This window comes from Intestinimonas butyriciproducens, assembly GCF_004154955.1.
Lineage (GTDB): Bacteria > Bacillota > Clostridia > Oscillospirales > Oscillospiraceae > Intestinimonas > Intestinimonas butyriciproducens.
On sequence record NZ_CP011524.1, the window covers coordinates 479360 to 503662 of the forward strand.

Here is a 24303-nt window from a genome sequence, read left to right on the forward strand (position 1 = left end):
GTTACGCCCTCCCGGATTTTGCAAGCACTTTCTGTACCTGTGCATTGAGGCGGTCGTGCAAAAATTCTTCCACATCCGGCTCAACCTCCGGCCAGATCGTGCGGTGCATGGCCGTGGCGCTGGGGCTTCCCAGCGTCACCAGCTTTTCAACATTGCCGTCCGCGTTCCGCCACCGGGGGCGGCCCTTTGCGGTCAGGTTATTGCCGGAGCTGGAACCGATCACACGCTGCACCATGCCGATGTGCCCGGATTTGAACTCCGCCAAAAATGCCTTGCCCCTGTTTCCCTCTCCGGGCAGCGGCTTCATGCTGCTGGCTTTCAGCACCTTGCCATACCAGACATCGGGGCCGTTGACCCACTGTGTCCCGGTATAGTGCGTCGGGTACGGGGGATTGGTCAGGAAATAACCCAGATCATTGCGCATCTTGGCAATGTGGATTTCAGCGGAAAGGCTCTTATTGGTGGCTTTCTTGCGCTGCACAAGGTCTTTCAGGTGGCGCTTGCCCGCCGCGTTTACGGCATATCGCGCCTTGGCTTTGGCGATCATCAGCTTGCGGGCCTCTCTGGCCGTGGCGTTGATGGCGACTTTTGCCGCCGCCGGGGTTTTCCGTTTCAGGTCACCCAGCGCCCGCTCCACGGTGTCCAGCCCGTCTACCGTGATCGTCATATTGCCCGCGTCATAGGTAATACTGCTCATTGACGCACCCGCTTCATCGTCATGCGATACACGCCCGCCTCGTCCTCGCAGCTCTTGATCTCGTAAGTGCGGGTCTTGCCGTCGCCTATGCCCAAGATCAGTTGCTTACCGACTTTCGGCTTGGGGCCGTAGTCCTCGGCGCGGATATACAGGATGGAGTATGCCGCGTAAAGGCCGGTGTCGAAGTTCTGCTTCGCGCCCGCCTCCCAGTGGCTCGAATGTTCTTTCAGGGTGCTTTCTTCCAGCACGATCAAACATTCTTTGCCGTCCACCGTGCGCCGTTCCGCGTGCTCGCCGCCGTTGAAGAACGCGAGGGAAATATCCGCCGCAGCGCAGTCTTTGAATGTGGGGGGCTTCCAGCCGTCCGCCGCGTTCTCATATTTCTGGTTCAGTTCAAACAGCGCCATAGTTCCCTCCAAAGCAGAACCCTCGCCGGTTTCCCGGCGAGGGTCTTTTCATCAGCAGACGGTGGCTACCAGCCAGCTATCCGCCTTGTCGGGGATGGGCAGGGGGTGAGCCTGCAGCTCGATCATGCGGCGGTCAGGGTGATGCTCCACATAGCTGCGCAGAACGCGGTCAGTCTGTGCCGTCACCCACTGGCCGCTGGCATCCTCGATGTAGGTGCAAGCGCCGTAGCCCAGCATGAAGTTGGCCGCAGAGGAAATCATAATGACCATCTTATCGGGGATAAGAGGCTTGGTTTCCTCGTTCTCCGGGTCAGTCCAATCATCCAGATAGACTTCCCGATATTCGTAGATGTCCACATTGGGCTTGTTCAGGTGGGCGATGTAACGCACGCCGTTGGGCAAATCCTTGGGATGGATGATGCCCATTTCCACGCGGCGATTGTCCAGCTTCTTCTGCACATCCTCGTCCGCGAGGAACAGTTTCAGAGCCTCCTTGCCCATGATAACCATGTCCACATTGGTAAAGCCGTTGACCAGCACCCGGCTCTCCCACTCGTCCAGATTGTCAAGGATTTTGGCGGCGCTCTGGCCCCAGCGGGCGGTGCCGGACAGCGTGACCTTGTTGGTGAAACCGAAGTCGATCACTTCATCCACGCCGTCGCCCACAATGGGAATCTGGCCGGTGGTGATGGCCTGAACAGCCATCCATTCCTCCCGGCGCGTGGTCGCATCGTTCAGGTCGTTGTACTCGTCCATGAGCTTCTGCGCGGCCCGCTGGGCGGGGGTCATGCCGCTGTAAATGTCCTCGCCGGGCAGGCGGGTCATAAGCTGGTCAGCGGTGCTTATGGTGTAGGGATTGACCAGAGGGGGCTTGTAGCTCTCGGTCTGGTAGCCGCTGGATTTCAGCACCTTGCCGCCGACGCGGGGGTGGACAAAGGCTGCCATGCGGCGGCCGCCTTTCTTGATGTCGATGTCCACCCGCTCGGTGACAAAGTTCTTGCGGTTGGTGAAAAAGGTATCACGGAAAAAGGTGTGGACAGGGGGAGCCTGACGCACGACCTCCGCCAGATAGCGCGGAGTGTAGATGTTCACTTCATTGGGCATTTTTTCTTCCTCCTTACTTCAAGAAGATGCCCAGATTCCGCAGGGCAACTTCGATGTCGGCAGCGGCAACGCCGCTGGGCAGGGCCAGACCGTCGGCAAAAAACTCGCCGGACAGGTAGATGATCGCGTCCTCGCCGCTCTCGGCAGCCTCGGCGGTGATGCCGTACAGGCCGGTGGTGGAGAGGGGATGGGAACCGTCCACGGCGGCAATGGCTTTCACCTTGCCGTCGTTGCCCAGCAGCACGGGGGCGTGGGCGGCCAGAGCGGCACCCGCCACCTTAACGGCGGTGGCAATGCCGATGGTCGTACCGGCCACGAAATAATCAGGCTGGGTGCCGAAAGTCTGCTTCGCCAAATTCATGCTCATAACTGCATCCTCCTTTACTTCTTGCCCAGACCCTTGATGGCATCCATGAACTCGTCATTTCCGCCGGTGGGGGTGGGCTGATTTCCTACGCCGTCAACGCCGCTGCCCGCCGCGTCGTTGGCTGCGCCCGCCAGATAGGTAGCGCCCTTGGTCTTGGCGTTCTTCACCATAGCCATAGCGTAGTCGCTGGCGCTGATGGGCTTGGTGAACTTGGCCTCATTGGTCACTGCCTCGCTGCCGGGCAGGGCCATTTCCTCGATGTCGCGGATACGCTGGCGCTCTGCGTCCTCCGCCCGCTTTTCCGCCGCCTGCTCGATCTGGTCTACCAGCGTGGGATATGCGCTGCGCAGATCGTCCACGGTCTTGATTTCGTTTGCCATTTCTGTTACCTCCTTATGGCAAGTTGTGTTCTCCGGCACGCCTGCCGGGCCGTTATTTACAAAACTGCTGGCGGCGGGGTCTGCTGCCAAGCTGTCCTGTACGAATTTGGGTGCCTTATCAAAAGGCAGGTGCATGTCAATGCTGTTGACGAACAGCACGCCGCCGCGATTTTCCACGACGGTATTTTCTTCGCCCACCAGCTCGTCCACAAAGCCGTTTGCCTTGGCCTGCTCGCCCGTCCACCAGCTCGTCGCATCCATCCATGCGGCAACCTCGTCTTTGGGCTTGCAGGTCTTTTTGGCGTAGAGGGTCACGATGTTATCCCGGATGGTGGTCAGCGCGTCAATGTACTGCTGCATGGTCACGGCATCCACATAATCGCAAATGCCCATCCGCACGGGATGCACCATGTAGGTGCTGTCCGCCGCCGCCTCGACCTTGTTGCAATGGCAGGCAACGATGGTAGCGGCGCTGGCGCACAGGCCGTCAATGTGGGCCACTACCTCCGCCGCGTGCTGTTCCAGCAGATTGCCGATGGCCTGCGCGGCGAATACATCACCGCCGCCGCTGTTGATGCGCACCGTAATGCGGCTCACCGCGCCCAGCGCGTTCAGATCGTCCGCAAACTGCTTCGGGGTCACTTCATCGCCCCACCAACTGCTGTCTGCAATGTCGCCGTAAAGCAGCAGCTCCGCGCTGCCTCCGGCCATGTTGCGAAATTGCCAAAACTTTTTAGGCATCGCCATTTCCTCCCGTCTTGATCTGCGGTTTTGTGATCTCGTCAACCTCCCGCTTTTGGGCGGCCTCGATCTTCCGCTGTTTGATATTGGCGCTGTAACTGCCGCCGGTCATTTGGGCGGCTTCTTCCTCCGCCGTGGAGAAACCGGCGTCCACCCGCTGCACCGCCGCGTTGACCTCCTGCACCGGGTTCAGATTGGTGCGGGCAGGGCCGTTCCAGACACATTCCGTATATGCCTTGCGGATTGCCGGGTCGTCAAAGAATCCGGGGGCGTTGATGCGCCCGCGCGCCACGGCCTCGGCAAACCATTCCTCATAGATCGGGCGGCAGAAATCGTCCACGAATCCGTCACGCTGCATCTGGCAGGTGCGCCAAAACTCGTTGAGCGCGCCCCGCGCCGCGCTGTAAGAGGTCGTGAACTGCTTCATCATCACTTCCAGCGGAATTTCCAGAGCCGCGCCGATCTGCTTCAACATGGCATTGGTGAAAGCGTCATAACCGGCATTGGGGTGCTTGGGGTCTGCGAAATTGACGGTTTCGCCGGGGTTCAGCCCGATAATAGCCGCAGGCCCCAGCTCAATGCTGCTGGTATCCGCGCTGTCTACCTGCTGTTCCTGCGGCAGCATTTCACCGAACGGCCTTGCGTCCGTTGCAGTTTCCGACTGTACGAACACGGTAAACATGGAGCTGATAACCGCCGCCATGATCTCCGCGTCCGTGTAGCGCCCAAGCTGCTTGATGGCTTCCAGCACGGGGGCCAGCATGGGCACGCCCCGGCGCTGCCCGATGCGCTCCCGGTCGATGATGTGCAGCACATTTCGCCGCCCTGTCTCCGCGCCGTATGCCTCCACCCGCTGCCAGCGCATTTCCTCCGGGCGCACCGTCCCGAAATTGGAGAGCGGATGCCGGTTGCAAATCCAGTAGGCGACCACCATGCCGTCCGCGTCTGTTTCAACGCCCTGCACAATGCTTGTGACCTTATGCCCCTGCACTTCGCAGGGGGAAAGCCTGTCAAAGCCGTTCGGGCTGCATACCCGGTCAGCCTCCACCAGCCGTACCCGCAGATCGTATGGCTGCCCGGTCTGATGCTTCATGGGCAGCAGCGCGATTGCGTCACCGTTCATGCAATAGCTCAAAAACGCGAGCCGCTGCAGCTTGTAGAAGTTATCCACCCGGTCGGCATCGCAGATCGGCGTATCAGCCCACAGGGCAAATTCCCGCACGATCTGCTCCCGCAGTGCGCCCGTCTGTTCGTCGGTCAGCTTCAAATACGCGCCGTCGATCTGCGGCGCAGGGGTCAAGCCACCGGCTACAACATTGGTGCGCATGGTTTTCAGGGCTGCCGTTGCGGCGGGAACGCCCATATAAGCATCCCTGCTTCTCTGCCGCAGGACATTGATGTTGTCCTCGATGTCCTCTTTTGCGCTGCCGCCGAAATACTCCCAGCCGCGCATACTCTTTTTGGTCACATTGGCACCGTAATTGCCGTAGCCGCTGTTGATGATGGATAGAGCCTGCCGGGCGGCAGCTCTCTTTGCCGCGTGTACCGGCGCAACGGTAGCGATGGCCCTGTCAAGGATATTCGGTTTTGCCATGCTCCGCCTCCTTACACATCACGGGGGCAGAAGTGAAACAGGCGGTTTCTGCCACCCGCTTTTTCTTCGGCCTCCGCTTCTGCCAGCTTCTTGCCCCAGTATTCCATTTCCTCCCGTATCTCTTTGAGGTTCGCCCTCGTCAGCATACGGGTGCCGATTTGGTAGCTCTGCCCGGTTGCCACGCTTTCCTCGGCGGCAAGCCAAGTGTTTAACTTCTGCTGGCAAAGCTCCTTTGTGAAAATAGCCATTATCCGATTCCTCCGTTCAATCGTCTGCGTCCCTGCCGCTGCTTGGGCGGGGCGGCGGCTTCCTGTCTCAACTGCACGGGGTTGGCGATTTCAAGGGCCGCCGTGGCGTAATTGCGCAGGTCAAGGGGTTCATTTCGCTTGTATTTCTCGTCTTTCAGCACCCACATGGTCGTCATGCGCCCCTTGCGGAATCGCGTCACCAGCTTTTCGCTGGTCAGTCCACGGAAATAAAGCTCGTCATATCCCGCTTCCTCCGCCGCCGGGAAATGGCAGTAGTTCGGCCCCTTGGTCTTATGGGCAAGCCGCTTGTAAAGCAGCGCCTTGCCCGCGTCAACGCCGAGGATGAACAGTGGTGCCTTGACCCGGTTGTTGGTGGACGGGTCTCTGATGTATGGAACATCCGCGCCGCCCTTGCCCTTGATGGCAAGCACGCGCCGGTCATATCGCTCTTTGCAGAACGAGTAAACCGCGTTGGCATGGTGGCCGCCGCTGTCCACGCAGCAGGCCAATATGCGCATGGGCGTACCGTCTTTTTTGTAGAACGCGCTCAACAAGAAAGCGTCAAGGTCGTTCCACACCTGTTCTTTCAGCAGGTCGCCGTATATCTTCTGATAGCGGATGCCCCAGCTCTCCTTGCCGATGCCCCAGCCGACCACTTCAACCTCAAAGCGATCATCCTGCACATCGACACCGGCTGTCAGCACCAGCACATCGTCCGGCACTTCCGCCTCATAGATTTCCCGCCGCTGGAACAGGTCGCCGTCCTCCAACTGCTCGCCCTGTTCCTCCCATGTCTCGCCCAGCTCCGTGTTGACCCAGACTTTCATGCCCTCCGGGTTTCCCTGTTCAAGCTGTTCATGGGCAACGGCAAACTTCTGCACGATCTCGTTCCACCCGCAAAAGGTGGAAGCAAGGGTGTTCAGGTGGAAGCCCCGCGCCTCCGCCGTCGGATTTTCCGCCACGAAGCGCCCGCGTTTGCTGGCTTTCTTCCATGCGTATTCGCTGCTCAAAACGCCGCAGCGCTCGCAGGCGTATTCCACCGGCGCGGAGAGATCGTCTTTATCGAACTTGACCCCGCCCCACACAAGGGGCTGATAGTGCCCGCACTCTGGGCACGGTACATTCCATTCCTCCCGCGTGGACTGATTGAACTCTGTTTCAATGCGGCTGTGTCCCTTGATAACCGGGGTGCTGACCATAACGGTTTTCTTGTCCCAAAAGGTCGTCTGCCGCTTCTGGGCAAGGCTCAAAGGGTCGCCCTCGGTTCCGGCGCTGGTGGGGTATCGGTCTACCTCGTCGGCCAGCAGAACTTTGATCGGGCGGCTGGCAAGGCCGGTAGCACTGTTTGCGCCTACGATGGTGATGTGCCCGCCGGGGAAATTCTTTTTCAAGATCGTGTTCCCGGAGTATCGGCTTTTGGTATCGACCTTATCCCGCAGCTCCGGCGTGTCCCGCAGCATAGGTGCAAGGCGGTCTTTGGAAAAGGTCTGCCCCATGTCCAATGTCGGCTGCATGACCAGCATCGGGGCGGGGGCGTAATCCATGTAGTAGCCGATGGTGTTCAGGATAAAGGCATCCGTTTTGCCGATCTGCGCAGCGGACATGATAACCACCTTGCGCACATGGGGGTCGCCGATGGCATCCATGATCTCCCTCTGATACGGGGCTTTGTCTGTGTGCCAGCGTCCCGGCTCCGCGCTGCTCTCCGCCGATAGCATCCTGTATCGGTCTGCCCACTGGGAAAGCGTCAGCTCCGGCGGCGGTTTCAACACCGCCACACATCGGGCCAGCATTTCCAGCGTGCTTTCCGGGATGTCAACGGTGCTGTTCCGGCTTGGCATGGCCTTTCTCCTTTACGCAGAACGGAAAGAGGCACAGGTATTTCCGATCATCCACTTTCCGCCCCCAGACGCATCCCTTGCACTTGCACTTGTCTTTCTTCTCATTCTTCGCCATCTCCGTCACCGTCCCTTGCGGCAAAAGCCACGCGGTAATCGCTCAATTCCTCCAACGCCTCGTCGATAGCCTGTTTCAGCTCGTCAAAAATGGCGGTTTGGTTTCCGCCCATGCTGGCAAGCGTGGGGGAGAGCTTGGCGGGCAGCGCAAGGAAGCGCCCACGGATATTCAAAAACACGGTTTTCAATCCGGCTTCAATGTCCTGCGTGCGGTGCAGCTCGCCCATCCGCAGCTTGTTTTCCATCTCCGCCGCCTCGCGTTTGGCGCGGGTCAGCCCCGCCCGCTCGTCGTTGAGATTGATCTTCCCGCTGCCATTGCGCAGGAAAGTAATGTATTTCGTCACCGTCGCCTGCAGGTCGTAAAGCCCCGGCTGCTTTTCGGAGATCACGCCCTCGTCCCGGAGCTGCCGCACCCGGCGCTCGGTCAAACCCAGCCATGCCGCCACGACCTTACTTGTGTATAGCTTCATTCCGCGTCAACCTCCACGCCCTCGTCCGTTTCATCCTCCGGGCCTCCCACATCGAACGCGCCGGTGGCCCTCATGCGCATAATGTCGAGGCGTTCCCGCTCCAACGCCATGCGCTTTTCGCTCTCTTCCAGCGCACGCAGGCTGTCGGCAATCTTGGTAATGCGCCCCTGCACCTTGTAAAGCGCCTCCTGCAGTTTCATGCTTCTTGCAAAGGCGCTGTCCTTGGTATACATGCCCATGTTCTGATTTGCGCCGTCCTGCTTCTTATCGCCGCGCCCGCCGGGCACGCGCATATCAAGCAGGCTGCTGATGTGCAGGGTGTCCTCCGGCTCCGCCTCATACTGGGCGATCTTCTCCAATATGCGGTGCTCCCGCACCTTGGCGATTTTCAACTCATGTTCCAGTGCTTCCTTGCTCCCGGTGGGCGTAAGCTGTACGATCTCCCTCTCCGAATCGGTGAGCATATCAAAAAAGATGGTGCTGTAAGCTCCATCCTTTTCCGCGTTCTTATTCCCCAGCGGCGCGCCCTCATGGCTGCCCGCCGCGTTTTTATGACCGGCGCTGTTCTTGTTGCCCGGCTGCCCGCCCCGCTTTTTCTTCGGTAGGTCGGCATCCCATTTGTCAGCCGCTTTCCAATTCCGCAAGGTCTGATAGGTCACGCCCAGCGCATCGGCCAGCTCGCGCAGGTTCACTTTCTCGCCCCGCGCCTTTCGGGCGATGTAATCAGCCTTGGCGGTGTCGCGCTTCTCGCTCCGCTTCGGCATCATCACACCCCCAAAATAGACGGCGCACCCCACTTGGCCTACCTGAATACCCCGCGTAGGGACGCAAGGCTTCGGCCAAAACAGGGCGCACCAATAACAAAGCCCGCAGCGTTTTAAGCTGTGGGCCTGTTCTTCACGCTATGAATATATCATGGAAAACCTGTCAAAGTTGCCAACTCTCAAAAATTTTTCTTGCCCTCCCGCCGCCGCGTCACTTTTTACTTGACCGCCTCCCGGCGCAAGCGCCCTCAAAACACCGTAAGCCCTTGCGGCTGCTGCATTTCTTTACTTGCCTGCAATTTGCCGCCCCCAGCAAAATGGTTTTCGATGTTTTGTCGATCTCACCATTTCGTTGACCTCGCCAAAATGGCGAAGCGCCGCGCCCGCTGGTTCCGCTTCGGTGCCCTCATGCCCCCGGTGGTGCCCATTGATTTGCCCCTCCCGCGTTTTTTGAACCCCCTCCTATTTTCCGCCGCCCCGCCGGGGAAGCCCTAAAAAAATGTTCACACCTACAAAACTTTTGCGCTTCTGAACCCGTAAGGCATCGCGCGGGCGCGCGCAGTACCTACGCGCGTGCGCAGGTATAAAATCGCGCGCGTTTATATATCGCGTGGGCGTTTGAAAGTCGCGGGCGGGTGCGGCGGGCGGTCATTGCTTCGGCGGTGTGCCGGTGGTGGGCTGCTGCTGGTGCTGCTGGTGCTGGTGTTTGTGCCGGTGCTGGCGGTTGTGCCGGTGGTGCTGCTGGTGCCGGTGGTGATCGTCGGCGCGGCTGCCGGTGGTGAGGCTGCCGGGCGGGGCTGGTGATCTGCTGGCTGCCGGTGGTGCCGGTGATCGTCGGCGCGGCTGCCGTTGGTGAGGCCGTCGGGCGGGGCTGGTGATCCGCTGGCTGCCGGTGGTGCCGGTGATCGTCGGCGCGGCTGCCGTTGGTGAGGCCGTCGGGCGGGGCTGGTGATCCGCTGGCTGCCGGTGGTGCCGGTGATCGTCGGCGCGGCTGCCGGTGGTGAGGCCGTCTGGCGGGGCCGCCAGTGTCGCCGGGGAAGTATTTACCGCGCGCGGTATCGTCTCCCGAAAGGCTATATAATACGCCCCCTATACCCCCCAGCACAGCGTTTTAACAGAAATTCACCACGGGAAAAGCAACGCCCCAGCGGAGCCGCCGAAAAATTTTTCCCCCTACGGGGGAACATCCCCGCCCCGAAAAAAATTTCAAAAAAACGCTTGACATTTACACGGCACCGTGTTACATTCATGGCACAGCAAGCGACACGGCACCGTGTCAAACGAAAAACGAAAAATCATCAGGAGGTTTTCACCATGACGAACAACGAGATTATTTTTGAGACTGTCCGCAGCAGCTTCACCCCCGCCCAGCTCGCCGATCTGGTCAACGCGACTTTCACCGCTGACCAGCTCAACGCCCGCCGCGCTGGCGTAAAGATCACCGTCGCCGAGGGCAGCGACGAAACCCCGGAAAGCGTGTTTAACGCCATGCTGGCCGCCGAGACTTTCCACACTTTCGCCGAGTGGAAGCGCATGGGGTACAGCGTGAAAAAGGGACAGCACGCCGCGCTTGTGTGCAATCTCTGGAAGTACACCGACAAGCCCGGCAAGGCCGCCCGCGAGGCCGCCGCCGCTGCTGGCGAGGATGCCCCGGAAAGCGACCCGCATTTTTACATGGCAAAGGCGCATCTTTTCCACGCCTTGCAGGTGGATAAGATCAGCAAGTGACCCCAGCGACGCGGACACTTTAGCAGGGCTGCACCGCACAAAGCAACCCCGCCCCAGCCCATCGGGCATGAATCAAAATCAAACTTTGGAGGTTTTCAATTATGGCAAAGCAAAATTATTATGGCAGCTTCAACCCCAGCGCCGCCGCAAAGGCTCTGAAAATGGCCGACCGCTATTTCTGCCAGATCACCGAGGACGGCACAATTTACGCCGGTTCCGGCTATGTGCTTTTCAAGCTGACCCCCCACGACTACGCCGCCATTGTTCAGCCCGTCGCCTGCTGCGAGGCTGGCAACTGGACGATTGACCGCAACGGCAAGAGCGAAAGCAACATTGACGCGGCGCGCATCTTCTCCGAGGCCGTCAAGACCGCACAGAACGCCGCCGATCTGCAGTCCTGCCCGCTGGTTATCAACTGCAAGAAAGACAAAAACCCCGCCGCCGCCTACTACAACGCCGAGGCCGATTTTGTAGCCCTTTACAATCCCGCATATCTCGCCGCTTTCCCCGGCGCGGCCATCCGCGCAAGCTCCGCTTGCAGCCCCGCGATCATGTATAACGGCGGGGAGGCCGTCGGGCTGGTAATGCCTATCCGCGCCGAACCCAAAGCCGCCCGCGCCGTTAAGGCATACTTTACCGAGGCCGACGACGACAACGACAACAACGCCGAGGCCGAGAAGCTGCGCGGCCAGTTGGCCGCCCGGAACGCCGAGCTGCTGGAAGCCCGCGACAAGATCAAAGCCCTGCGCGGTGAGATCAACGACCTGCAAGCGGAGGTTTGCGAGCTGTCCACCGTCAGCGCCGAGGCCGTGCCCGCCGCCGACAACAAGCCGGAACCCAAAACCGCCGCCGAGATCATCGCGGCGCGCTGGGCAGAGGTTGACGGCCTGACCGCAACTATCAAGGGCGCGCAGACCGCCGCGCCGGTGGTGTGGCTTGCCGGTGACACAAAACCCCATGCAAAAGCCATCGAGGCCGACGGCGGCAAGTGGAGCGCCAAAAAGAACGCCTATTATTTCCGCGTCGCCTGACACAACCCGCAAGGCCGACGGCATCCGCCGCCGCTGGTGCAAGCCCAGCCGCCCCACCGGGGCGGGCGCTCATGGGTCACAATCCAAACCAAAAAAACAGGAGGTAAAACACTATGATGCTTGAAGAATTTGAAAGCCGTACCGGCTTTTATCCCACCCGCGACCTTTACAGCCGAATTGAAGCGGCTTACATGGAAAGCGGACTTGACAAAGACAGCTTTTGCGCCGCGTACAAAGAAAACCGCGACGGCATAGCGGAGGCAATCGCACGGGATGCCGCTTTTGATGAAATCAAGGCCGCCACCCAGCGAGAAAGCGAAATCAAGAAGCTGCAAGAGCAGGTCGCCCAGCTTACAAAACAGCTTGATCGGGAACTCGAATGGAAGCCCTACGAACTGTCGCAGAATGTGCCGCAAGCAGATTATGCAAAGCTTGCCGCCGGTGCCGAAAGCGGGCTATGCGCTCACTACATGACCGACGAGGAAGCAATCAAATGGATTTGTGACGAGTTTGATTTTGACCCGGCAAAGATCACGATCATTCACGAAGTCCCGGAATACGAAATCAACCGTCACAACCAGCTCCGCAAAACTGGGAAAATGTACGACTGCCGCCCGGTTTACTGTGCTACCGATTATCACTACATCCGCTTCAACACAAAGCGCTGGTTCTATGAGGTCTGGAACGGCCAGCTCCGCCCGTTCTACGCATAACCCACAACCCGCAAGGCCGACGGCATCCGCCGCCGCTGGTGCAAGCCCAGCCGCCCCCGCCGGGGCGGGCGCTCATGGGTCACAACCCAAAACCACAAAACAGGAGGTTTTCATCATGGCAGCAACAACACGCCCCATCCCCGGCATCTTCTCCAAGGTTCCCGGCGGCTACGCACAGCAGATCAACGAGCAGACAACGCTTTTTGTCCCGGATATGTGCGCCGCCAGTTTTAACCCCGACACCGGCGATCTTCGCGGCTACGCTCCCGACTATGAAGCGCTGGAAGCTGCAAAGGCTCCCGCCGTCCACGCTGACAAACCCGGCGAATATTCCTATTGCTACGAAATGCAAAAGGCTCCAACGGGCTGCGACTTCGCCGCCGATCTCTCCTATTACGGCAAGCACTACTTTCTCCGGCCACTCCGCGACGATCTCCCGCAGCTCCACGGGCGCGGCATCAGCTACGATGAAAAGCGTAACACCTATACGGTCACGCTCCGCGCCTATGAGAAGCTCAAAGAGCAATACCGCATCCGATACGAAACCTGCCTTGATTGACCCCCACCCGGACACTTTCGCGGGGCTGCACCGGCACACAAAGCAACCCCACCCCATAAGCAAAACCCAAAACCCAAAAATCCAAAACGGAGGTACACAAAATGTCTGTTACTTACTACCCGATCAACGAGGACACCGCCCGCAACGCGCATTACATGGTACACATGAGCGACTACAAGCCCGGCAGCGCCACGGCCGGCTACCGCGCCGCCGTGGACGAGGCCGCCGCGCTGGTGGAGGCGCAGAAAGCCAAGGTCAGCCCCTACTATCACGACAAGCTGGACGGCCTGCTTGACCGCTACGCCCGCCGCCTTGCCGAGTGGACGAACGACTACAACCGCAATCAGGCCAGCTATCCCAGCCAGTTTATTTCCGGGGCGGGCGGCTTCAATATGCGCAAGCACAACAAGCAGATGGCGCGGGAAGATACCCTCTGGAAAGAGTACGACGAGATCAAAGCCCTGCTGCACAAGATGGAAAGTGTCGGCACCGGCCCGGTCGATCTGGCAGACCCCCACGCCCGTGAAATCCTCACCGACCAGCTCCAAAAGCTCCAAGCCCGGCTTGACCGCAACAAGGCTATGAACGCCTATTATCGCAAGCACAAATCCTTTGCCGGTTTCCCGGAGCTGACCGACGAGGCCGCCGCCCGGCTCGATGCACAATTTGCCGAAACCCGGCAGCAGTGCCCGTGGATTGACAAGCCGTGCCCCGACTATGAATTGACCAGCCTGCGCGGCAAGATTAAGCGCGTGGAAGAACGCATTGCGGAGCTGGACAAACGCGCCCAGCAGGCGGAGCAGCCCGCCGACAACACAGCTTTCCCCGGCGGCGAGATCGTCCGCAATCTGGAAGCCGACCGGCTGCAGATCATCTTCGACGAAAAGCCCGACGAGGACACCCGCGCCGCCCTGAAACAAAACGGCTTCCGCTGGTCGCCCCGGTACGGCGCATGGCAGCGCCAGTTGACCCAAAACGCAGAATCCGCCGCCCGCCGCGCTCTTGGCCTGAAATAATCAAAAGCCCGCCCCGGAGGTAACGAGGGCAGAAAGGACATAAAATGTGTCTTACACAGCAGAACGCCGCCCAGTTTGTCGGCAAGTCCCTGTTTGGCGGGCACTTCCATTATTGGCCTCTGCGTGTCATTCAACACAAAAACGGCCTGTATTACTACATTGACCGTTTCGGCGTTATGATGAAATGCCCAGACCAAAACGACCTTTTCAACGCGGTTTATTTCAGCCGAGCCGAATAACCGCCGCAACCATTTTCGTGACCTCACGAAAAAGATACCCGGACACTTTCGCAGGGCTGCACCGGCCAAAGCAACCCCGCCCCAGAAGCAAAAACCCAAGAACATAACACAAAACGGAGGTACAAACCATGTTCACCGTTCCCGCAGGCACCCCGCTCTACACAAAAGAGCATGACGGCACCGTACAGCGCTGGTATCTGTTCGGCTGGTACGGCGATACCTTTTCCGTCGCGCCTCGCAAAAACGCCAAGCTGCGCGACTACAAGCGCTATTATTCCGCCGCCGACATCGGCCAGACTATCTACAAGACCCGCAAAGAGGCCGCCGCCGCGCCCTGTCCCGCCACAGTCTACCAGCCCCGCTAAATCTATCATAGACAGTAACACGACATCGTGTTATAATTCATGCACAACGGAGGGATTGCATGGAACACAAATCGCAAGAAGTTTTTCCCGCTTTTCGCCTCGTCGCCCAGTTCGCCGACGGCCAGCGGCTTCTTTTTGACGGCCTGACGGAGCAGCAAGCCCGGCAGGCCATGGAGGCAGCGCAAACCCAGCACGGCGACATTACATGGTGGGACGGCGTGACCGATCAACATTACGAAAATGGCCGCTATTTCGCAACACTGCCCCCGCCGCCAGAGATCACCATGTACGATCTGACGGATTATCCCAACAAGGAGGAATGACCCATGCCCATAGCCGCATCCAAACGCCGCAACAACGATATTTACAACGCCAAGTGTGACCGCATCAGCGCCCGCCCCTTAAAGCCCGTCGGCAACGCCATCCGCGCCGCCGCGCAGGCCGCCGGGCAGAGCGTGCAGGCGTATGTGCTGCAAGCCTGTGAAGAACGCATGACCCGTGAAGGCCGCCCCTTGGAACTGGACAAACCGCCCGATGAAACATGACCCCCGCCGCGCGCAAAAACACCCCCGGTAGGCTCTCGACCAGCCCGCCGGGGGTGTTCTATTATCCGCGTATTCGCAAATTGTTTTTCCAGCGGCTTTTTGAGCCTGCGGAAACAGCTTCGCGTCGCGCGGTTTGCAATTCTCTTAATTTCTGTTTTTGGAACAGTTTTTGACAGTGCTTTTCCCGCCCGCCGGGCGCAGATCATCCCGGCGCGCGGTGCCGGAGGCAATGAGCTTCAAGACCAGCAGAAAATGACCCGATATACAACTAAACGCGCGCGCGCGTCGCGCGGCCCAAAATCTCGCCGGTTTCCCCCGCATCTTCCAGCGCTTTTCCGAACCGAATCAGCGCCTTGCTGTCCCAGTGGCGCACAGTGCTGTCCGGCGCGCCGATACGGGCGGAAATTCCGCCCCAACTGTACCCATTGAGATAGCGCATGGTGAGGATGTTCTTGTACCTACCGTTCACAGCGTCAAGGGCACTCTGAATGTGCCGCTGGTCGTCCTCCAAAACCTGCACCCGGTTTTCGATCTCCCGGATGCGGTCAGAGGCCCCGCTTTCCGCAAGTCTGACCACCGCGCTTTCAACCGGGCTGCCCGGCGATGTGCCGTGGGGCATCCCGTCCATGGAGATACCATGCAGGCCGCAGTATTCGTCCTCCAGCTCCCGGCGCTCCTGCTGCAAAAGCCGCTTCATTTCCGGGATGCTGCGGTAGTACATGATGATCGTTTTCGCGTCTTTCCGCTGCATAATGCTCGCCTCCGTTCCTCTGTCAGTCCAGAGTGTCACCAAAGACCGGCGTATCTGCTCCCGCCGTGTCCACATTGCAAGGGCTGTGCATGATCTGCCCCATTTCCCGTGCCAAAAGCTCATAGCCGTAGTAATCGCCGCTGTCCGCCCACTCACGGAACTGCTGGTAGTTGCCCACGGCCTCCTGCATGACGCAGGCCACCCGCTCGGCACCAAATCCCAGCGCCTTGTTCATGCCGTAGGCATACAGCTTCGCAACGGTGGCCGCCGCCGCGCGCTGTTCATAGGCCATCGCCACATCCCGCTTCTTGGGCAGCTTGTGGATGGGCAGAATGAAGTCTGCCGGGAAGTATGCCGCCGTGTCGGCGGTCAAATCCAGCTCGGCCAGCTCCGGCCCAGTTTTCTTTTTCCCGTCCACAAGGCGCGGCAAGCCCTCTTTGGTCTGCTGGTAGCGCTCCGCCCGCTCGTTGGCAGCATCCGCCACCCGCTGCAGGCGCGTTTCTCCAATGCCGTACTTGTCATAGATCGCCGACAGTATGCACATCACAAAGACATCCGCCGTAGCCTTGCGGGCATCGTTTACCCGCTCGCTCTGCGTCTTTTTCTCCCGCAGAAAGCGCCGTTCCGCCTGTCTGACGGCGTTGTGTCCCCAATATGCAGGTTTACCCTTGTGCTTCATTTTCCGCCTCCTGACAGCCTACCAGCGCCCCGCAGAGGGGGCAGGCGTTGACGCACAGAACATTCAGCCCGCCGCCGGTGGTGGTGCTGTCCATGCACAGGCGCGGTTTGCCGTCCTCGCCCCACTCCATCCAGAAATCCATGTTGTCCGTGGTGTGCATCTTCTGGTGCCGCTCGCACAGCGGGCACAGTTTTTTTCTTTGCATAAAATCACTCCTTTGCCAGCTTCCGCCACTGGGCATCTTCTTCCTTGCTGTCTGCGGTGATGATTTCCCGGAACTTCCAGCCCAGCGGGCGTACCTGCTCCAAGAAAATCCGCCGCCGGATATGGTAATCCCGCTGCATCCGCCGGACGAACTTGCTTTTGACCTCCACGATCTCCACGGTGCCGTCGGCATACTCCAAGCGGAAATCCGCCGTGTAGCGAATGGCGCGCAGTTTTATCCCGTCATACTCGCCCTCCGGGAACAGCACAAAGCGCGGGTGCTGCTCGCATTTCACGATCTCACCCGTTGCCATTTTGGGCGCAATGGTGCCTATGTAAAATTCATACTCGCCCCGGCTGTCAAACTCCCGCCCGGTGGCCTTTGCGGCTTTCGCGGCAGCAGAGAGGGAGTTTCCCGCTCCTTTCGCCCGCCGGGCAAGCTGCTTTTCCGCCTGCGCCCGTGCCCAAGGCGGCAGATCGGACAATTCCATTCTCAACGGTTCATCCTCCCATTCTTCCGTCCCCGATACGCGCCGTCGGCGGCGGTTTTGAACTCTGCCCGGCGCAAGATCACCAGCGTATGCCGGTGCCCGGTGTTGCTGACCTTTGTTTCCACCCGGTTCAGGGTGTAGCCCGGATATTTCCGCTCCCAAAATTCCCGGTCGTCGATGTATAGGGTGCTGGCTTCTTCCAGCTTTTTTCGGCTCCACTTGCTGTCGTTAGGGGGCGGTGTCTTTGGCTTTTCAAGCCCTCGGCTCTGCCTCCACCGGCGGGCGCAGCGCTTGTTCTTGTTGATGTACTGCACAAGCCCCTCCACGCTGCCGTGGTCGAAATGCAGCCGCTCGCACCGGCAAAGCCCCATCGTTTTTCCGGCGGTGTCTCGCCACAATTCTTCCAGCGTGTCCCGGCTCAATCCGTCGGTGTGCTGAATGATGGCGTGGTGGTGGTGGCGGCCGTAGGTAGCCCCCGTTTCGTCGGTGGTGGTGTATTCCGTCGCCATCAGCCACAACGGGCGCTCAACTCCGTGCTTGTCACACCAGCGGTAGACCCGCCTCATGTATGCCGTCCAGTCCCGATCTACCCGCTCGGTGTCTCCCGGCGCAGGCAGATGGTCGTCGTCATAGGTGGCCGTCAGAGCATAGTCCTGTTCGGTGAAGTTGGCGTTGACAAGCTGGACGCAATAGCGCTTTGCCCGGTTGTCGTTGTAGGTCTGCATGGCAAGGGAAGTGGCTTCCTTGCGCTTCGCCCTCCGGCTCGCCCGGTGTTTCTTCGCTGACACAGCATAGAGATCAACTTCCATGTAAGGGGCGGTGTCGTAGTCTTTCCCGCAGATATGTTTTTGTTCCCGGTAATATATCGCAGACACAGCTTTACGCCCCTTTCGCGAGATTGCGTTCACCTATGCGGGGGCGTTGCCCCCGTATTTTGTTATCACGGAGGAATACCCCCCCATTGCTCCGCAGGCAAGGGAGGACAACGCCGGGCGGGGCGTTTCCGCTCTGCATCTGGCCGTGCAGCATGGCCCCGCCCTCTGTTTTCCCCCCTTGGCCCCTCTTTCCCCGGCTCTGTGGTTCTAAAGTTAAGCACGATATACAAGCCCCATGCGGCCCGCAGGCCGCATAAGATTTCCGCCGCCGGGGTGGGGTTTTTCATTTTCCGCACCGGCGGCGGGGAGCTTCACACATTGATGTACCTGTTCTGGCAGTTCACATTGTTGCAAAACCGCTCTGTTCCGATCACGCGCAGCGGTTGCCCGCAGAATTGGCAGAAGTTGCCAGCCTGCCGGGGCGGAGCATCGTCCGCGTGCGTGCCGCCGTATCTCATGCGGTTTATCAGGCACACCACTGACCCCGGCTGCGCCGCCGCGATGCAATGCTCTTTCGCCTTGCAGTTGTAGCACTCCATGCCGTTACTCCTTGTCTTTTCTGTTCTCGCAGCCGCCGGGCTGGCACTTGATGCACGGCAGATCGGTCGCGCCGCACACCGTGCCCGCTTCCTTTTCGGCTTCCAGCCGGTCAGCCAGCCGGGACAGCTTGATACTCTCCCAGTCGGAACAGTCCCCGAAGATCACATGGAGCTGGTTCAACATGATTTCCACATCGGCGCGTTCCTCGTTGATGGATTCCAGCACCGCCGGGCGTTTGCCGTAACGAATGAATTTCAGCAGGGCCTTGGTCAGCTCCGCCATTTCTTCAACGGCGATAAGGATTTGTGCGTTGGCACCATAGGTTTGCACAGCCGCCTCATAGAGCGCCATTTCCTGCTGCGCTGCCGTCATGGCTTCATCCGCCGCCGCGAGCTGGGCTTTCAGCGCCTCCACGCCCATGCGGCAAGCCTCGGTGACTTCTTCCAAACCGCCCTCGCGCTCGTAGTACAGTTCGCGGTGTTCGGGGTTAAGAATTTCAATCGCTCTCTGAATATCCATTGTGTTCCTCCTTATGTGGCAGCATTTTTGCTGTCGCTTCCACAAAAAATTCCTTTGATCGCTCAAAGCCATAGGCGTTTCGCCCGCACTCATAAGCAGCGCGCAAGGTCGAACCACTACCAGCCACTGGGTCGATCACGACATCGCCGGGGTCTGTGAAAATCTCAATCAGTTTTTTCAGCAGCCCAACCGGCTTTTGCGTGGGATGAATTTTGGGGTACTCTTTTCCGTCCCGCTCCCACGGGAACCAGTTAAATACCATGTGACCAGTCCCGCGAATGATCTTTCCTTTATCGTCCCTCTGCGCGCCATTGCGAAACTTTGGCAGCTTGTCCCGATAAAGCACCACCGCGAACTCTGTTGCTCCCACGATACGCATATTGGCTTTCAGGACTTGCGCGGAATAGTTTTTGCAGAAGAACAGAGGGTAGGAATTTTTGAATCCATACTGTTTCCCGTATTCTGTTACAGTCTGCATCTGCTCATAGGCACAGAATACGATCATGGCCGGTGCTGTTCCGGGCGCTTTCGGCTCTTTTTTCAACAGGCGGTTGCAAAAGTGCATATACTCTGCGATTTTGAATTGCCCATCACCGTCAAAGAAAGCCGATTTTGCCAATTTGCTTTCCCCGTTCCTGTTGTCGCCGCCGTTATACCACATCGGATTGCTCCCATAAGCATCGGCTCCGATGTTGTACGGAATATCAGCAATCACAAGCTGGGCTTTGGGAATGTTATATCTCTTGAAATTCTGGAAATTATCGTGGTACAGCTCGACCTTTATCTCTTTGCGCTTGCCCTCGATGTGATCTGCCAGCTCATTCCCCATCGGCCATATCCTCCATTTCGACCTGTTCCGGCTCCGCTTCGCCCTCTGCGATCTCCGCCGCCTCTCCCGCTTCCGCCCGCGCACGCTGGCGGAAAAGCTGCTCGGCGCAAAGTGCCTCAAATTCCTGAAGCTCTGCAAGGAATTTCTCGCTGATAATCTGCAATGGAAGAATGACTGCCAAGATGCTGAATCCATCCTTGACGGCAATATACCGCGTCCCGCTCGGCAGGCGGCGCACCGTCATTTCCAGATAGTCGCTATCTTTCAGCACATCGGACAGCGGGGCAAGATAGTTGTCGTCATAAAAGATCAGCTCGCCGTCGTTGGTGCGCAGGGCGGATGCATATATACCTTTGACTGCCGCCACCATGGCGACCGGCTTTGTGGCCTGTTCGCCGGGGTCGTAGTCCCGCAGGTTATAACCGATCACATCCCGCGTTTCTTCGCAGTCATATTCCCGCAGATAAACCTTGTCCATCTGCTTATCGTCAAGGCTCAAAATGGCTCGCGTCTGCTCTCGTCCGCTGAACTCCGGCAGCTCACCGGCGCGATATATCGCCCCTTTGCAGCCCAGCCATACACCGTCGTTATGTACCCGGAACACACTGCAAAGGCCCTCCCGCCGCACCAGCGCGGCATACTTTGATAGCTTCATCGTGCGCCCTCCTTATCCCATCAGGAACAGCCAGCACAGCTTAATGATCGCCGCAGGGGCGATGATTGCCGCCGCCGACCACAGCGCGGCACCCACCACCAACAGCGCACCAAACAACAGCGCCAACGCCTCGTTGTTCTCGTTCTTCATAAAGGCTCTACCTCCGCCGGGTATTCCTTGTCCTGATCGTCCCGCTCGGCATCCTCCCGGACATGGTTCAGAAAGGTTTCCGTCTGCCGCAGGCAGAACGCTTCTTCACCCTCGGCCTGCAGTTCCAAGCCGAAATAGCGCATCGTGATCTTTGCCATGGCTGTTATCTCCTTTCACCGATGGTCACATAGGCCGTTCCCCGGCTGTTGATCTCCATGTCAACAGGGCTGCCGCAGTCCATGCAGATGTGCGTGTGCTGCTTTGCCGTCAGATTGGTTTTGTAGCGGAAAGTCTTGCCGCATTTACAGTGCATGAACATGGGGCGCAGCTTTTCCAGCGGCGTTTCGTGACCGCACTTGCACTTAAAGCCGTAGGTTTCCCGTCGGGCGTTATAGGCTTTGACCTCGCCGCAATCCTCGCACTGAATCATCAGAAAGCCCTTGTACGGCCCCTGATCGCTGTCGGGGTTTCGGGGCTGTGCCGGGGTGTCCCATGTATCGCGGCTGCCAAACACCCGCTCCGTCCGGCTCCGGCGCTCCGGCTCCCGCTGGGGTGCGGTGCTTGCTTTGGCGGGCTGATTATCCAGCCGGACGCTCTCGCCGGTGGCCGTGTCCTCCAAATACACGCCGCCGTCCTTGGCAAACGCCCGCAGCGCGCCCCGCTGGCACAGCTCCCGCACGCTCTGAATGTTGATGTTCTCCATGGTGTTTCCTCCTATTTTCTTTTGAAACTCTTGTATGCCGGGCAGGTTGCCCAGTGCGGTACAAACGCCACCGTGCCCGTGTTGATCTCCGTCGCGGTGCCGGTGATGGTGTCGCCCTCGTCGGTGATGAAAACCTGATTGCCGCCCTCGGCCACAAATACCGGCTCCGGGTTGATGGGCATTGCCTTTCCGCTTTTCATCCGCACCCAGTCGATTTCCGTGCCACAGCCTTTACAGATGCTCATAGTCAATCCCCCGTGCTGCCGTAGCCGCCGCGATCACGATTGCCCAGCGTTTCCACCGGCGCAAACTCAACAGCCGCCGCTTTCTCCACGATGCGGAATTGACAGATGCGCGTGCCTTTGGGAATCTTCACGCCCTCTTTGCGCAGGCACAGGGCGGGGAGGCCCCAAATGTCGCCGTCGCCGCAGTAGTCGTTTTCGATCACGCCCATGCTGTTTGCCTGAATAATGCCCCACTTCTTAAAGGTAGAGCTGCGCGGGACGACATGGGCATAGTAGCCTTTCGGCAGCTCCATCGACACGCCAAGCGAAATGATCTTGAAGTCGAGAAAGCCCAGCTCCACATCCTCCGCCGTGGCAAGGTCTACCCATTCGCCGTGACTTTCCGGCAGTGGGTTCCCGTGCGTATTGATCTTGATTTCCATAGCTTCGCCTCCTGATTATTTGAAACCGGCAAATCACTTGAACAATCTCCCGGTTTTCTTCTCTTTGAGCGTTATCCTGCCGACGATCTCAAAGCCCGCAAGCTCGGCGATCTGGCGGAACGCATAGATGATGGCCCTGTTTTTCTTCTCGGCCTCGGTTTCCTGTTCGATGATCTCTTTGGTGCCGTAGTATGCGGTGGGGTCTGCATAGCCCTCCGCGTTCTTCCGTGGATTGCCTGTCATGCCGTGCCCCTTTCTTGCTTGGTGTTTCTCCTTTTGCCGTCGCCGCAGAAATAGTTCTCGTCAAACATTTTCCAATCCGAACTTTCGTGAGGATGGCAAAACTCGCCGTCAGACAGGACGAAGTGCGAGTGAATGTCACACCACCCTAATTCTTTGTGGTAATGCTCGCACTCGCGGCAACGCACAACTGGCACCCAGTCTTTCACATTTTCTGCCTGTTGCTTTAGCTGCCTTTCCATCGTTTCCTCGTTGTGTTCAGCGCACCGAAGATGTGCCAACAATTCCGCTTTTGGTAAGCGCAGCAATGTGGAATCGGCCAGCCTTTTCATTTCCGGCTCCTTTCCGCATAGAACATATACTGCTGGATAACACCGGCAGTCTGCGGGTACAGCTCCACCGGGAATTTCCCGGCATACTCTCTGGCGATGATCTTCTTTATCCATGTGTCCACCGGGAACGCCTCTTTGCGGCCAAGGCCGAACAGGAGGATGCAGTTGCTCACCTTTTCCCCGATGCCGAAGATGCTTTTCAGGTAGGTGTGCGCCGCCTCGGTGGGCATCTGTTGGATGGCGGCAAGGTCAATTTTTCCGTAGCACACATTTTGCGCGAGGCGGGCGATATACTTGTCCCGGTAGCCCAGCCCCAGCCCTTGCAGCGCTTGCAGATTGACCAGCGCCGCCGGAGTGGGAAATGTATGGTAGGTGCCATACACGCCCTCCCGCGCCTCTCCCAGCTTTTTGCACATGGCCGCAATCGTCTTTTTGATGCGGGGGATGTTGTTGTTTTGGCTGATGATAAACGACACCATGATTTCCCACAGATCGGCGTTGAGGATACGCAGCCCCGCCGCGCTCTCCGCCGCCGCGCGGAGGTAATGATCTTCCGCCGGAATGGAACGAATGATCGCGCCGTAGTCCGTCCCGGCATCCAGATAATGCCGCCACCTATTTAATTTGTTATCTTCGCGCCACAGTTCAACGCCACCGTCAACTTGTCCAAGCAACGCTTGATCTGCACCGTCGCACACGATATATGCACCGCTGGGGAAAGACGGGTGATCGGTCGCTTTCCAACGAAAGCACTGCCCGCTCTCGGCGATCTGCCGGAGATTGCAGTGGTTTGAAATCAGCAAGCATTTCTCCATGATTACCTCCCGGCGTTGGCCTTTTCGCAGCAGATCACGGCGGCAAGACGGCTCTGCGCCGCGTTAAGCTCCATGATTGCCGCGTCGATATGTTCCGCGTCCGCGAAAGCAAAGTGGTTTTCCGCCACCCGCAGCGCGGCCAACGCTTCCTTAAATTCAGGTGTCATTCGGTTGCCCCCTCTGCAAAAATGATGGGTTTCCCGACATACTTGCACCACGCATATTCCAGCATCGCGCCCTTGCTTTCTTTGTAGTCAGGGAGGAACATCACCGCGTCCGCCGCCTCCATCATCGCAAAGCAAATCCGCATATAATCGACCGGGCGTAGCCCGTCGGGATTGTTTGCCGGGTTCAGGGCGATGTGCCCGACCTGTTCCATTTCGTTTGCCGCAGCGCTGAATTTCTCCTTGTAGTGCGCGTCGCCGGTGATCTTGCCCGATATGTAGATTTTCATTTCTCCGCCCTCCATTCCAAAGCTGGGAGCATGGGCGGCATCTTGGCTGTCTGGTAGCTCTGCTCGATCTGCGGCATCATGTACTCTCCGACGGTCTGGCCGTTCGGCAGCACGGTATCGTAGAAAAATTCCCGCTCGAATACCGAAATGCCCGCTTCACAGGCAGCAAACTTTGCCTTGATCGTCACGGCCAGCGCCCGCCACCGCTGGCGCACTTCCTGTTCGTATGCCTTTTCCTGCTGCTCCTTGGTGCGAAGTTGCCCCCGCGCCGGGGTGTGGGTGATCTCGCGGTCATTCCTGCTGGGCAGCGGCAGAACAAAGCGTACCTGTCTGCCGTTCATGGTAAAGCCGATCACCGCCGCCTCGTCTTTCCAGCCGTAAATAAACTGGCTGGCCCCGAAGCGCACAAGTGTCCGCTCGATCTCGTTCCGGCTCTCGCCGGAAGAAACCGCCGTGTTTTCTGCGTACTTCGCCAA

The 24303-nt window shown here is 58.8% G+C and carries 39 protein-coding genes; 8 read left to right on the top strand and 31 right to left on the bottom strand.

The window, feature by feature from the left end; all coding sequences use genetic code 11:
• Position 1: 1 nt before the first annotated feature.
• The 11 genes from SRB521_RS02365 to terS are packed head-to-tail and all read right to left on the bottom strand — an operon-like array spanning position 2 to position 8730.
• On the bottom strand, positions 2 to 697 hold the full coding sequence (locus tag SRB521_RS02365; protein WP_116721405.1) for a hypothetical protein: 696 nt from the start codon (positions 695 to 697) through the stop codon (positions 2 to 4).
• Positions 694 to 1104, bottom strand: a complete 411-nt coding sequence (locus SRB521_RS02370; RefSeq protein ID WP_116721404.1) for a hypothetical protein — start codon at positions 1102 to 1104, stop codon at positions 694 to 696. The genes SRB521_RS02365 and SRB521_RS02370 overlap by 4 nt, the downstream gene beginning before the upstream one ends.
• A 51-nt stretch (positions 1105 to 1155) precedes the next feature.
• Positions 1156 to 2208 carry a major capsid protein gene (locus tag SRB521_RS02375; RefSeq protein ID WP_116721403.1) on the bottom strand — a complete coding sequence of 351 codons (1053 nt, stop codon included), beginning with the start codon at positions 2206 to 2208 and terminating at the stop codon, positions 1156 to 1158.
• A 13-nt stretch (positions 2209 to 2221) separates the two neighbouring features.
• Positions 2222 to 2575 carry a hypothetical protein gene (locus tag SRB521_RS02380; protein WP_116721402.1) on the bottom strand — a complete coding sequence of 118 codons (354 nt, stop codon included), beginning with the start codon at positions 2573 to 2575 and terminating at the stop codon, positions 2222 to 2224.
• A 14-nt stretch (positions 2576 to 2589) separates the two neighbouring features.
• A complete protein-coding gene (locus tag SRB521_RS02385; protein WP_165366530.1) occupies positions 2590 to 3696 on the bottom strand; it encodes a head maturation protease, ClpP-related in 1107 nt (368 codons plus the stop codon).
• Complete coding sequence (locus SRB521_RS02390; protein ID WP_116721400.1) at positions 3689 to 5290, bottom strand: phage portal protein; 1602 nt, start codon at positions 5288 to 5290, stop codon at positions 3689 to 3691. Before SRB521_RS02390 ends, SRB521_RS02385 begins: the two co-directional genes overlap by 8 nt.
• Positions 5291 to 5301: 11 nt before the next feature.
• Positions 5302 to 5538, bottom strand: a complete 237-nt coding sequence (locus SRB521_RS02395) for a DUF6148 family protein (RefSeq protein WP_116721399.1) — start codon at positions 5536 to 5538, stop codon at positions 5302 to 5304.
• The gene (locus SRB521_RS02400) at positions 5538 to 7379 is read right to left on the bottom strand and encodes a phage terminase large subunit family protein (RefSeq protein WP_116721398.1); all 1842 of its coding nucleotides are present in this window, start codon (positions 7377 to 7379) and stop codon (positions 5538 to 5540) included. The genes SRB521_RS02395 and SRB521_RS02400 overlap by 1 nt, the downstream gene beginning before the upstream one ends.
• Complete coding sequence (locus tag SRB521_RS15940) at positions 7354 to 7494, bottom strand: hypothetical protein (protein WP_165366531.1); 141 nt, start codon at positions 7492 to 7494, stop codon at positions 7354 to 7356. Before SRB521_RS15940 ends, SRB521_RS02400 begins: the two co-directional genes overlap by 26 nt.
• Positions 7481 to 7963, bottom strand: a complete 483-nt coding sequence (locus SRB521_RS02405; protein ID WP_116721397.1) for a hypothetical protein — start codon at positions 7961 to 7963, stop codon at positions 7481 to 7483. The genes SRB521_RS15940 and SRB521_RS02405 overlap by 14 nt, the downstream gene beginning before the upstream one ends.
• A complete protein-coding gene (gene terS / locus SRB521_RS02410) occupies positions 7960 to 8730 on the bottom strand; it encodes a phage terminase small subunit (protein ID WP_243647713.1) in 771 nt (256 codons plus the stop codon). The genes SRB521_RS02405 and terS overlap by 4 nt, the downstream gene beginning before the upstream one ends.
• Positions 8731 to 10041: 1311 nt before the next feature.
• On the opposite strand from terS, the gene SRB521_RS02415 reads away from it, so the two are divergent.
• The 8 genes from SRB521_RS02415 to SRB521_RS02450 all read left to right on the top strand — a co-directional run bounded on the left by SRB521_RS02415 (position 10042) and on the right by SRB521_RS02450 (position 14923).
• Positions 10042 to 10455, top strand: a complete 414-nt coding sequence (locus SRB521_RS02415) for a hypothetical protein (RefSeq protein ID WP_116721395.1) — start codon at positions 10042 to 10044, stop codon at positions 10453 to 10455.
• 101 nt (positions 10456 to 10556) lie between these two features.
• Positions 10557 to 11486 carry a hypothetical protein gene (locus SRB521_RS02420; RefSeq protein ID WP_116721394.1) on the top strand — a complete coding sequence of 310 codons (930 nt, stop codon included), beginning with the start codon at positions 10557 to 10559 and terminating at the stop codon, positions 11484 to 11486.
• 113 nt (positions 11487 to 11599) lie between these two features.
• A complete protein-coding gene (locus SRB521_RS02425) occupies positions 11600 to 12199 on the top strand; it encodes a hypothetical protein (RefSeq protein ID WP_116721393.1) in 600 nt (199 codons plus the stop codon).
• Between the two features lie 115 nt (positions 12200 to 12314).
• Positions 12315 to 12758, top strand: a complete 444-nt coding sequence (locus SRB521_RS02430; RefSeq protein WP_116721392.1) for a hypothetical protein — start codon at positions 12315 to 12317, stop codon at positions 12756 to 12758.
• A gap of 155 nt (positions 12759 to 12913) precedes the next feature.
• The gene (locus SRB521_RS02435) at positions 12914 to 13774 is read left to right on the top strand and encodes a hypothetical protein (RefSeq protein WP_242976496.1); all 861 of its coding nucleotides are present in this window, start codon (positions 12914 to 12916) and stop codon (positions 13772 to 13774) included.
• 367 nt (positions 13775 to 14141) lie between these two features.
• Complete coding sequence (locus SRB521_RS02440) at positions 14142 to 14378, top strand: hypothetical protein (protein ID WP_116721389.1); 237 nt, start codon at positions 14142 to 14144, stop codon at positions 14376 to 14378.
• A 59-nt stretch (positions 14379 to 14437) separates the two neighbouring features.
• The gene (locus SRB521_RS02445) at positions 14438 to 14701 is read left to right on the top strand and encodes a hypothetical protein (RefSeq protein ID WP_116721388.1); all 264 of its coding nucleotides are present in this window, start codon (positions 14438 to 14440) and stop codon (positions 14699 to 14701) included.
• 3 nt (positions 14702 to 14704) lie between these two features.
• A complete protein-coding gene (locus SRB521_RS02450) occupies positions 14705 to 14923 on the top strand; it encodes a hypothetical protein (RefSeq protein WP_116721387.1) in 219 nt (72 codons plus the stop codon).
• A 268-nt stretch (positions 14924 to 15191) separates the two neighbouring features.
• Here SRB521_RS02450 and SRB521_RS02455 read toward each other — a convergent pair whose 3' ends face one another.
• The 20 genes from SRB521_RS02455 to SRB521_RS02535 all read right to left on the bottom strand — a co-directional run bounded on the left by SRB521_RS02455 (position 15192) and on the right by SRB521_RS02535 (position 24303).
• Positions 15192 to 15674 (bottom strand): sigma factor-like helix-turn-helix DNA-binding protein, encoded by a 483-nt coding sequence (locus SRB521_RS02455; protein ID WP_165366532.1) that lies wholly within the window; start codon positions 15672 to 15674, stop codon positions 15192 to 15194.
• A 22-nt stretch (positions 15675 to 15696) separates the two neighbouring features.
• Positions 15697 to 16353: a hypothetical protein gene (locus tag SRB521_RS02460; protein ID WP_116721385.1), complete on the bottom strand. Its 657-nt coding sequence runs from the start codon at positions 16351 to 16353 to the stop codon at positions 15697 to 15699.
• A complete protein-coding gene (locus SRB521_RS02465; protein ID WP_116721384.1) occupies positions 16337 to 16558 on the bottom strand; it encodes a hypothetical protein in 222 nt (73 codons plus the stop codon). Before SRB521_RS02465 ends, SRB521_RS02460 begins: the two co-directional genes overlap by 17 nt.
• A 4-nt stretch (positions 16559 to 16562) precedes the next feature.
• On the bottom strand, positions 16563 to 17048 hold the full coding sequence (locus SRB521_RS02470; protein WP_116721383.1) for a DUF1064 domain-containing protein: 486 nt from the start codon (positions 17046 to 17048) through the stop codon (positions 16563 to 16565).
• A 2-nt stretch (positions 17049 to 17050) separates the two neighbouring features.
• Positions 17051 to 17836, bottom strand: coding sequence for a rolling circle replication-associated protein (locus tag SRB521_RS02475; RefSeq protein WP_165816277.1), 786 nt, complete (start codon positions 17834 to 17836; stop codon positions 17051 to 17053).
• Positions 17837 to 18234: 398 nt separating this feature from the next.
• Positions 18235 to 18462, bottom strand: a complete 228-nt coding sequence (locus tag SRB521_RS02480) for a hypothetical protein (protein ID WP_116721381.1) — start codon at positions 18460 to 18462, stop codon at positions 18235 to 18237.
• Between the two features lie 4 nt (positions 18463 to 18466).
• A complete protein-coding gene (locus SRB521_RS02485; RefSeq protein WP_116721380.1) occupies positions 18467 to 18982 on the bottom strand; it encodes a nucleoside triphosphate pyrophosphohydrolase family protein in 516 nt (171 codons plus the stop codon).
• Positions 18960 to 19811, bottom strand: coding sequence for a DNA-methyltransferase (locus SRB521_RS02490; protein ID WP_116721379.1), 852 nt, complete (start codon positions 19809 to 19811; stop codon positions 18960 to 18962). Before SRB521_RS02490 ends, SRB521_RS02485 begins: the two co-directional genes overlap by 23 nt.
• A complete protein-coding gene (locus SRB521_RS02495) occupies positions 19801 to 20466 on the bottom strand; it encodes a hypothetical protein (protein WP_116721378.1) in 666 nt (221 codons plus the stop codon). The genes SRB521_RS02490 and SRB521_RS02495 overlap by 11 nt, the downstream gene beginning before the upstream one ends.
• Before the next feature lie 12 nt (positions 20467 to 20478).
• On the bottom strand, positions 20479 to 20616 hold the full coding sequence (locus SRB521_RS15945; protein ID WP_165366533.1) for a hypothetical protein: 138 nt from the start codon (positions 20614 to 20616) through the stop codon (positions 20479 to 20481).
• On the bottom strand, positions 20613 to 20774 hold the full coding sequence (locus tag SRB521_RS15950) for a hypothetical protein (RefSeq protein WP_165366534.1): 162 nt from the start codon (positions 20772 to 20774) through the stop codon (positions 20613 to 20615). Before SRB521_RS15950 ends, SRB521_RS15945 begins: the two co-directional genes overlap by 4 nt.
• Before the next feature lie 5 nt (positions 20775 to 20779).
• Positions 20780 to 21319, bottom strand: coding sequence for a hypothetical protein (locus SRB521_RS02500; RefSeq protein WP_116721377.1), 540 nt, complete (start codon positions 21317 to 21319; stop codon positions 20780 to 20782).
• A gap of 11 nt (positions 21320 to 21330) precedes the next feature.
• On the bottom strand, positions 21331 to 21564 hold the full coding sequence (locus tag SRB521_RS02505; RefSeq protein WP_116721376.1) for a hypothetical protein: 234 nt from the start codon (positions 21562 to 21564) through the stop codon (positions 21331 to 21333).
• 2 nt (positions 21565 to 21566) lie between these two features.
• Positions 21567 to 21986, bottom strand: coding sequence for a dUTP diphosphatase (locus tag SRB521_RS02510; RefSeq protein ID WP_116721375.1), 420 nt, complete (start codon positions 21984 to 21986; stop codon positions 21567 to 21569).
• A gap of 33 nt (positions 21987 to 22019) precedes the next feature.
• Complete coding sequence (locus SRB521_RS02515; RefSeq protein WP_116721374.1) at positions 22020 to 22229, bottom strand: hypothetical protein; 210 nt, start codon at positions 22227 to 22229, stop codon at positions 22020 to 22022.
• Positions 22226 to 22558 (bottom strand): hypothetical protein, encoded by a 333-nt coding sequence (locus SRB521_RS02520; RefSeq protein ID WP_116721373.1) that lies wholly within the window; start codon positions 22556 to 22558, stop codon positions 22226 to 22228. Before SRB521_RS02520 ends, SRB521_RS02515 begins: the two co-directional genes overlap by 4 nt.
• Positions 22555 to 23373 carry a DNA-3-methyladenine glycosylase family protein gene (locus tag SRB521_RS02525; protein ID WP_116721372.1) on the bottom strand — a complete coding sequence of 273 codons (819 nt, stop codon included), beginning with the start codon at positions 23371 to 23373 and terminating at the stop codon, positions 22555 to 22557. Before SRB521_RS02525 ends, SRB521_RS02520 begins: the two co-directional genes overlap by 4 nt.
• A gap of 2 nt (positions 23374 to 23375) precedes the next feature.
• Complete coding sequence (locus tag SRB521_RS15955) at positions 23376 to 23540, bottom strand: hypothetical protein (protein ID WP_165366535.1); 165 nt, start codon at positions 23538 to 23540, stop codon at positions 23376 to 23378.
• Positions 23537 to 23827 (bottom strand): DUF4406 domain-containing protein, encoded by a 291-nt coding sequence (locus SRB521_RS02530; RefSeq protein WP_165366536.1) that lies wholly within the window; start codon positions 23825 to 23827, stop codon positions 23537 to 23539. The genes SRB521_RS15955 and SRB521_RS02530 overlap by 4 nt, the downstream gene beginning before the upstream one ends.
• Positions 23824 to 24303, bottom strand: coding sequence for a hypothetical protein (locus SRB521_RS02535; RefSeq protein ID WP_116721370.1), 480 nt, complete (start codon positions 24301 to 24303; stop codon positions 23824 to 23826). The genes SRB521_RS02530 and SRB521_RS02535 overlap by 4 nt, the downstream gene beginning before the upstream one ends.

Coding starts and splice junctions, on each gene's coding strand:
- SRB521_RS02450 (WP_116721387.1), top strand. CDS start 14,705: ATGCCCATAGCCGCATCCAAACGCCGCAACAACGATATTTACAACGCC.
- SRB521_RS02425 (WP_116721393.1), top strand. CDS start 11,600: ATGATGCTTGAAGAATTTGAAAGCCGTACCGGCTTTTATCCCACCCGC.
- SRB521_RS02530 (WP_165366536.1), bottom strand. CDS start 23,827: ATGAAAATCTACATATCGGGCAAGATCACCGGCGACGCGCACTACAAG.
- SRB521_RS02515 (WP_116721374.1), bottom strand. CDS start 22,229: ATGACAGGCAATCCACGGAAGAACGCGGAGGGCTATGCAGACCCCACC.
- SRB521_RS02415 (WP_116721395.1), top strand. CDS start 10,042: ATGACGAACAACGAGATTATTTTTGAGACTGTCCGCAGCAGCTTCACC.
- SRB521_RS02520 (WP_116721373.1), bottom strand. CDS start 22,558: ATGAAAAGGCTGGCCGATTCCACATTGCTGCGCTTACCAAAAGCGGAA.
- SRB521_RS02445 (WP_116721388.1), top strand. CDS start 14,438: ATGGAACACAAATCGCAAGAAGTTTTTCCCGCTTTTCGCCTCGTCGCC.
- SRB521_RS02420 (WP_116721394.1), top strand. CDS start 10,557: ATGGCAAAGCAAAATTATTATGGCAGCTTCAACCCCAGCGCCGCCGCA.
- SRB521_RS02500 (WP_116721377.1), bottom strand. CDS start 21,319: ATGGAGAACATCAACATTCAGAGCGTGCGGGAGCTGTGCCAGCGGGGC.
- SRB521_RS02370 (WP_116721404.1), bottom strand. CDS start 1,104: ATGGCGCTGTTTGAACTGAACCAGAAATATGAGAACGCGGCGGACGGC.
- SRB521_RS02395 (WP_116721399.1), bottom strand. CDS start 5,538: ATGGCTATTTTCACAAAGGAGCTTTGCCAGCAGAAGTTAAACACTTGG.
- SRB521_RS02490 (WP_116721379.1), bottom strand. CDS start 19,811: ATGGGGAATGAGCTGGCAGATCACATCGAGGGCAAGCGCAAAGAGATA.
- SRB521_RS02460 (WP_116721385.1), bottom strand. CDS start 16,353: ATGAAGCACAAGGGTAAACCTGCATATTGGGGACACAACGCCGTCAGA.
- SRB521_RS15955 (WP_165366535.1), bottom strand. CDS start 23,540: ATGACACCTGAATTTAAGGAAGCGTTGGCCGCGCTGCGGGTGGCGGAA.
- SRB521_RS02380 (WP_116721402.1), bottom strand. CDS start 2,575: ATGAGCATGAATTTGGCGAAGCAGACTTTCGGCACCCAGCCTGATTAT.
- SRB521_RS02470 (WP_116721383.1), bottom strand. CDS start 17,048: ATGGAATTGTCCGATCTGCCGCCTTGGGCACGGGCGCAGGCGGAAAAG.
- SRB521_RS02525 (WP_116721372.1), bottom strand. CDS start 23,373: ATGGAGAAATGCTTGCTGATTTCAAACCACTGCAATCTCCGGCAGATC.
- SRB521_RS02435 (WP_242976496.1), top strand. CDS start 12,914: ATGGTACACATGAGCGACTACAAGCCCGGCAGCGCCACGGCCGGCTAC.
- SRB521_RS02485 (WP_116721380.1), bottom strand. CDS start 18,982: ATGGATATTCAGAGAGCGATTGAAATTCTTAACCCCGAACACCGCGAA.
- SRB521_RS02455 (WP_165366532.1), bottom strand. CDS start 15,674: ATGCAGCGGAAAGACGCGAAAACGATCATCATGTACTACCGCAGCATC.
- terS (WP_243647713.1), bottom strand. CDS start 8,730: ATGATGCCGAAGCGGAGCGAGAAGCGCGACACCGCCAAGGCTGATTAC.
- SRB521_RS15945 (WP_165366533.1), bottom strand. CDS start 20,616: ATGAAGAACGAGAACAACGAGGCGTTGGCGCTGTTGTTTGGTGCGCTG.
- SRB521_RS02385 (WP_165366530.1), bottom strand. CDS start 3,696: ATGCCTAAAAAGTTTTGGCAATTTCGCAACATGGCCGGAGGCAGCGCG.
- SRB521_RS02440 (WP_116721389.1), top strand. CDS start 14,142: ATGTTCACCGTTCCCGCAGGCACCCCGCTCTACACAAAAGAGCATGAC.
- SRB521_RS02505 (WP_116721376.1), bottom strand. CDS start 21,564: ATGAGCATCTGTAAAGGCTGTGGCACGGAAATCGACTGGGTGCGGATG.
- SRB521_RS02400 (WP_116721398.1), bottom strand. CDS start 7,379: ATGCCAAGCCGGAACAGCACCGTTGACATCCCGGAAAGCACGCTGGAA.
- SRB521_RS02465 (WP_116721384.1), bottom strand. CDS start 16,558: ATGCAAAGAAAAAAACTGTGCCCGCTGTGCGAGCGGCACCAGAAGATG.
- SRB521_RS15950 (WP_165366534.1), bottom strand. CDS start 20,774: ATGGCAAAGATCACGATGCGCTATTTCGGCTTGGAACTGCAGGCCGAG.
- SRB521_RS02430 (WP_116721392.1), top strand. CDS start 12,315: ATGGCAGCAACAACACGCCCCATCCCCGGCATCTTCTCCAAGGTTCCC.
- SRB521_RS02405 (WP_116721397.1), bottom strand. CDS start 7,963: ATGAAGCTATACACAAGTAAGGTCGTGGCGGCATGGCTGGGTTTGACC.
- SRB521_RS02375 (WP_116721403.1), bottom strand. CDS start 2,208: ATGCCCAATGAAGTGAACATCTACACTCCGCGCTATCTGGCGGAGGTC.
- SRB521_RS02480 (WP_116721381.1), bottom strand. CDS start 18,462: ATGGAGTGCTACAACTGCAAGGCGAAAGAGCATTGCATCGCGGCGGCG.
- SRB521_RS02390 (WP_116721400.1), bottom strand. CDS start 5,290: ATGGCAAAACCGAATATCCTTGACAGGGCCATCGCTACCGTTGCGCCG.
- SRB521_RS02365 (WP_116721405.1), bottom strand. CDS start 697: ATGAGCAGTATTACCTATGACGCGGGCAATATGACGATCACGGTAGAC.
- SRB521_RS02495 (WP_116721378.1), bottom strand. CDS start 20,466: ATGAAGCTATCAAAGTATGCCGCGCTGGTGCGGCGGGAGGGCCTTTGC.
- SRB521_RS02510 (WP_116721375.1), bottom strand. CDS start 21,986: ATGGAAATCAAGATCAATACGCACGGGAACCCACTGCCGGAAAGTCAC.
- SRB521_RS15940 (WP_165366531.1), bottom strand. CDS start 7,494: ATGGCGAAGAATGAGAAGAAAGACAAGTGCAAGTGCAAGGGATGCGTC.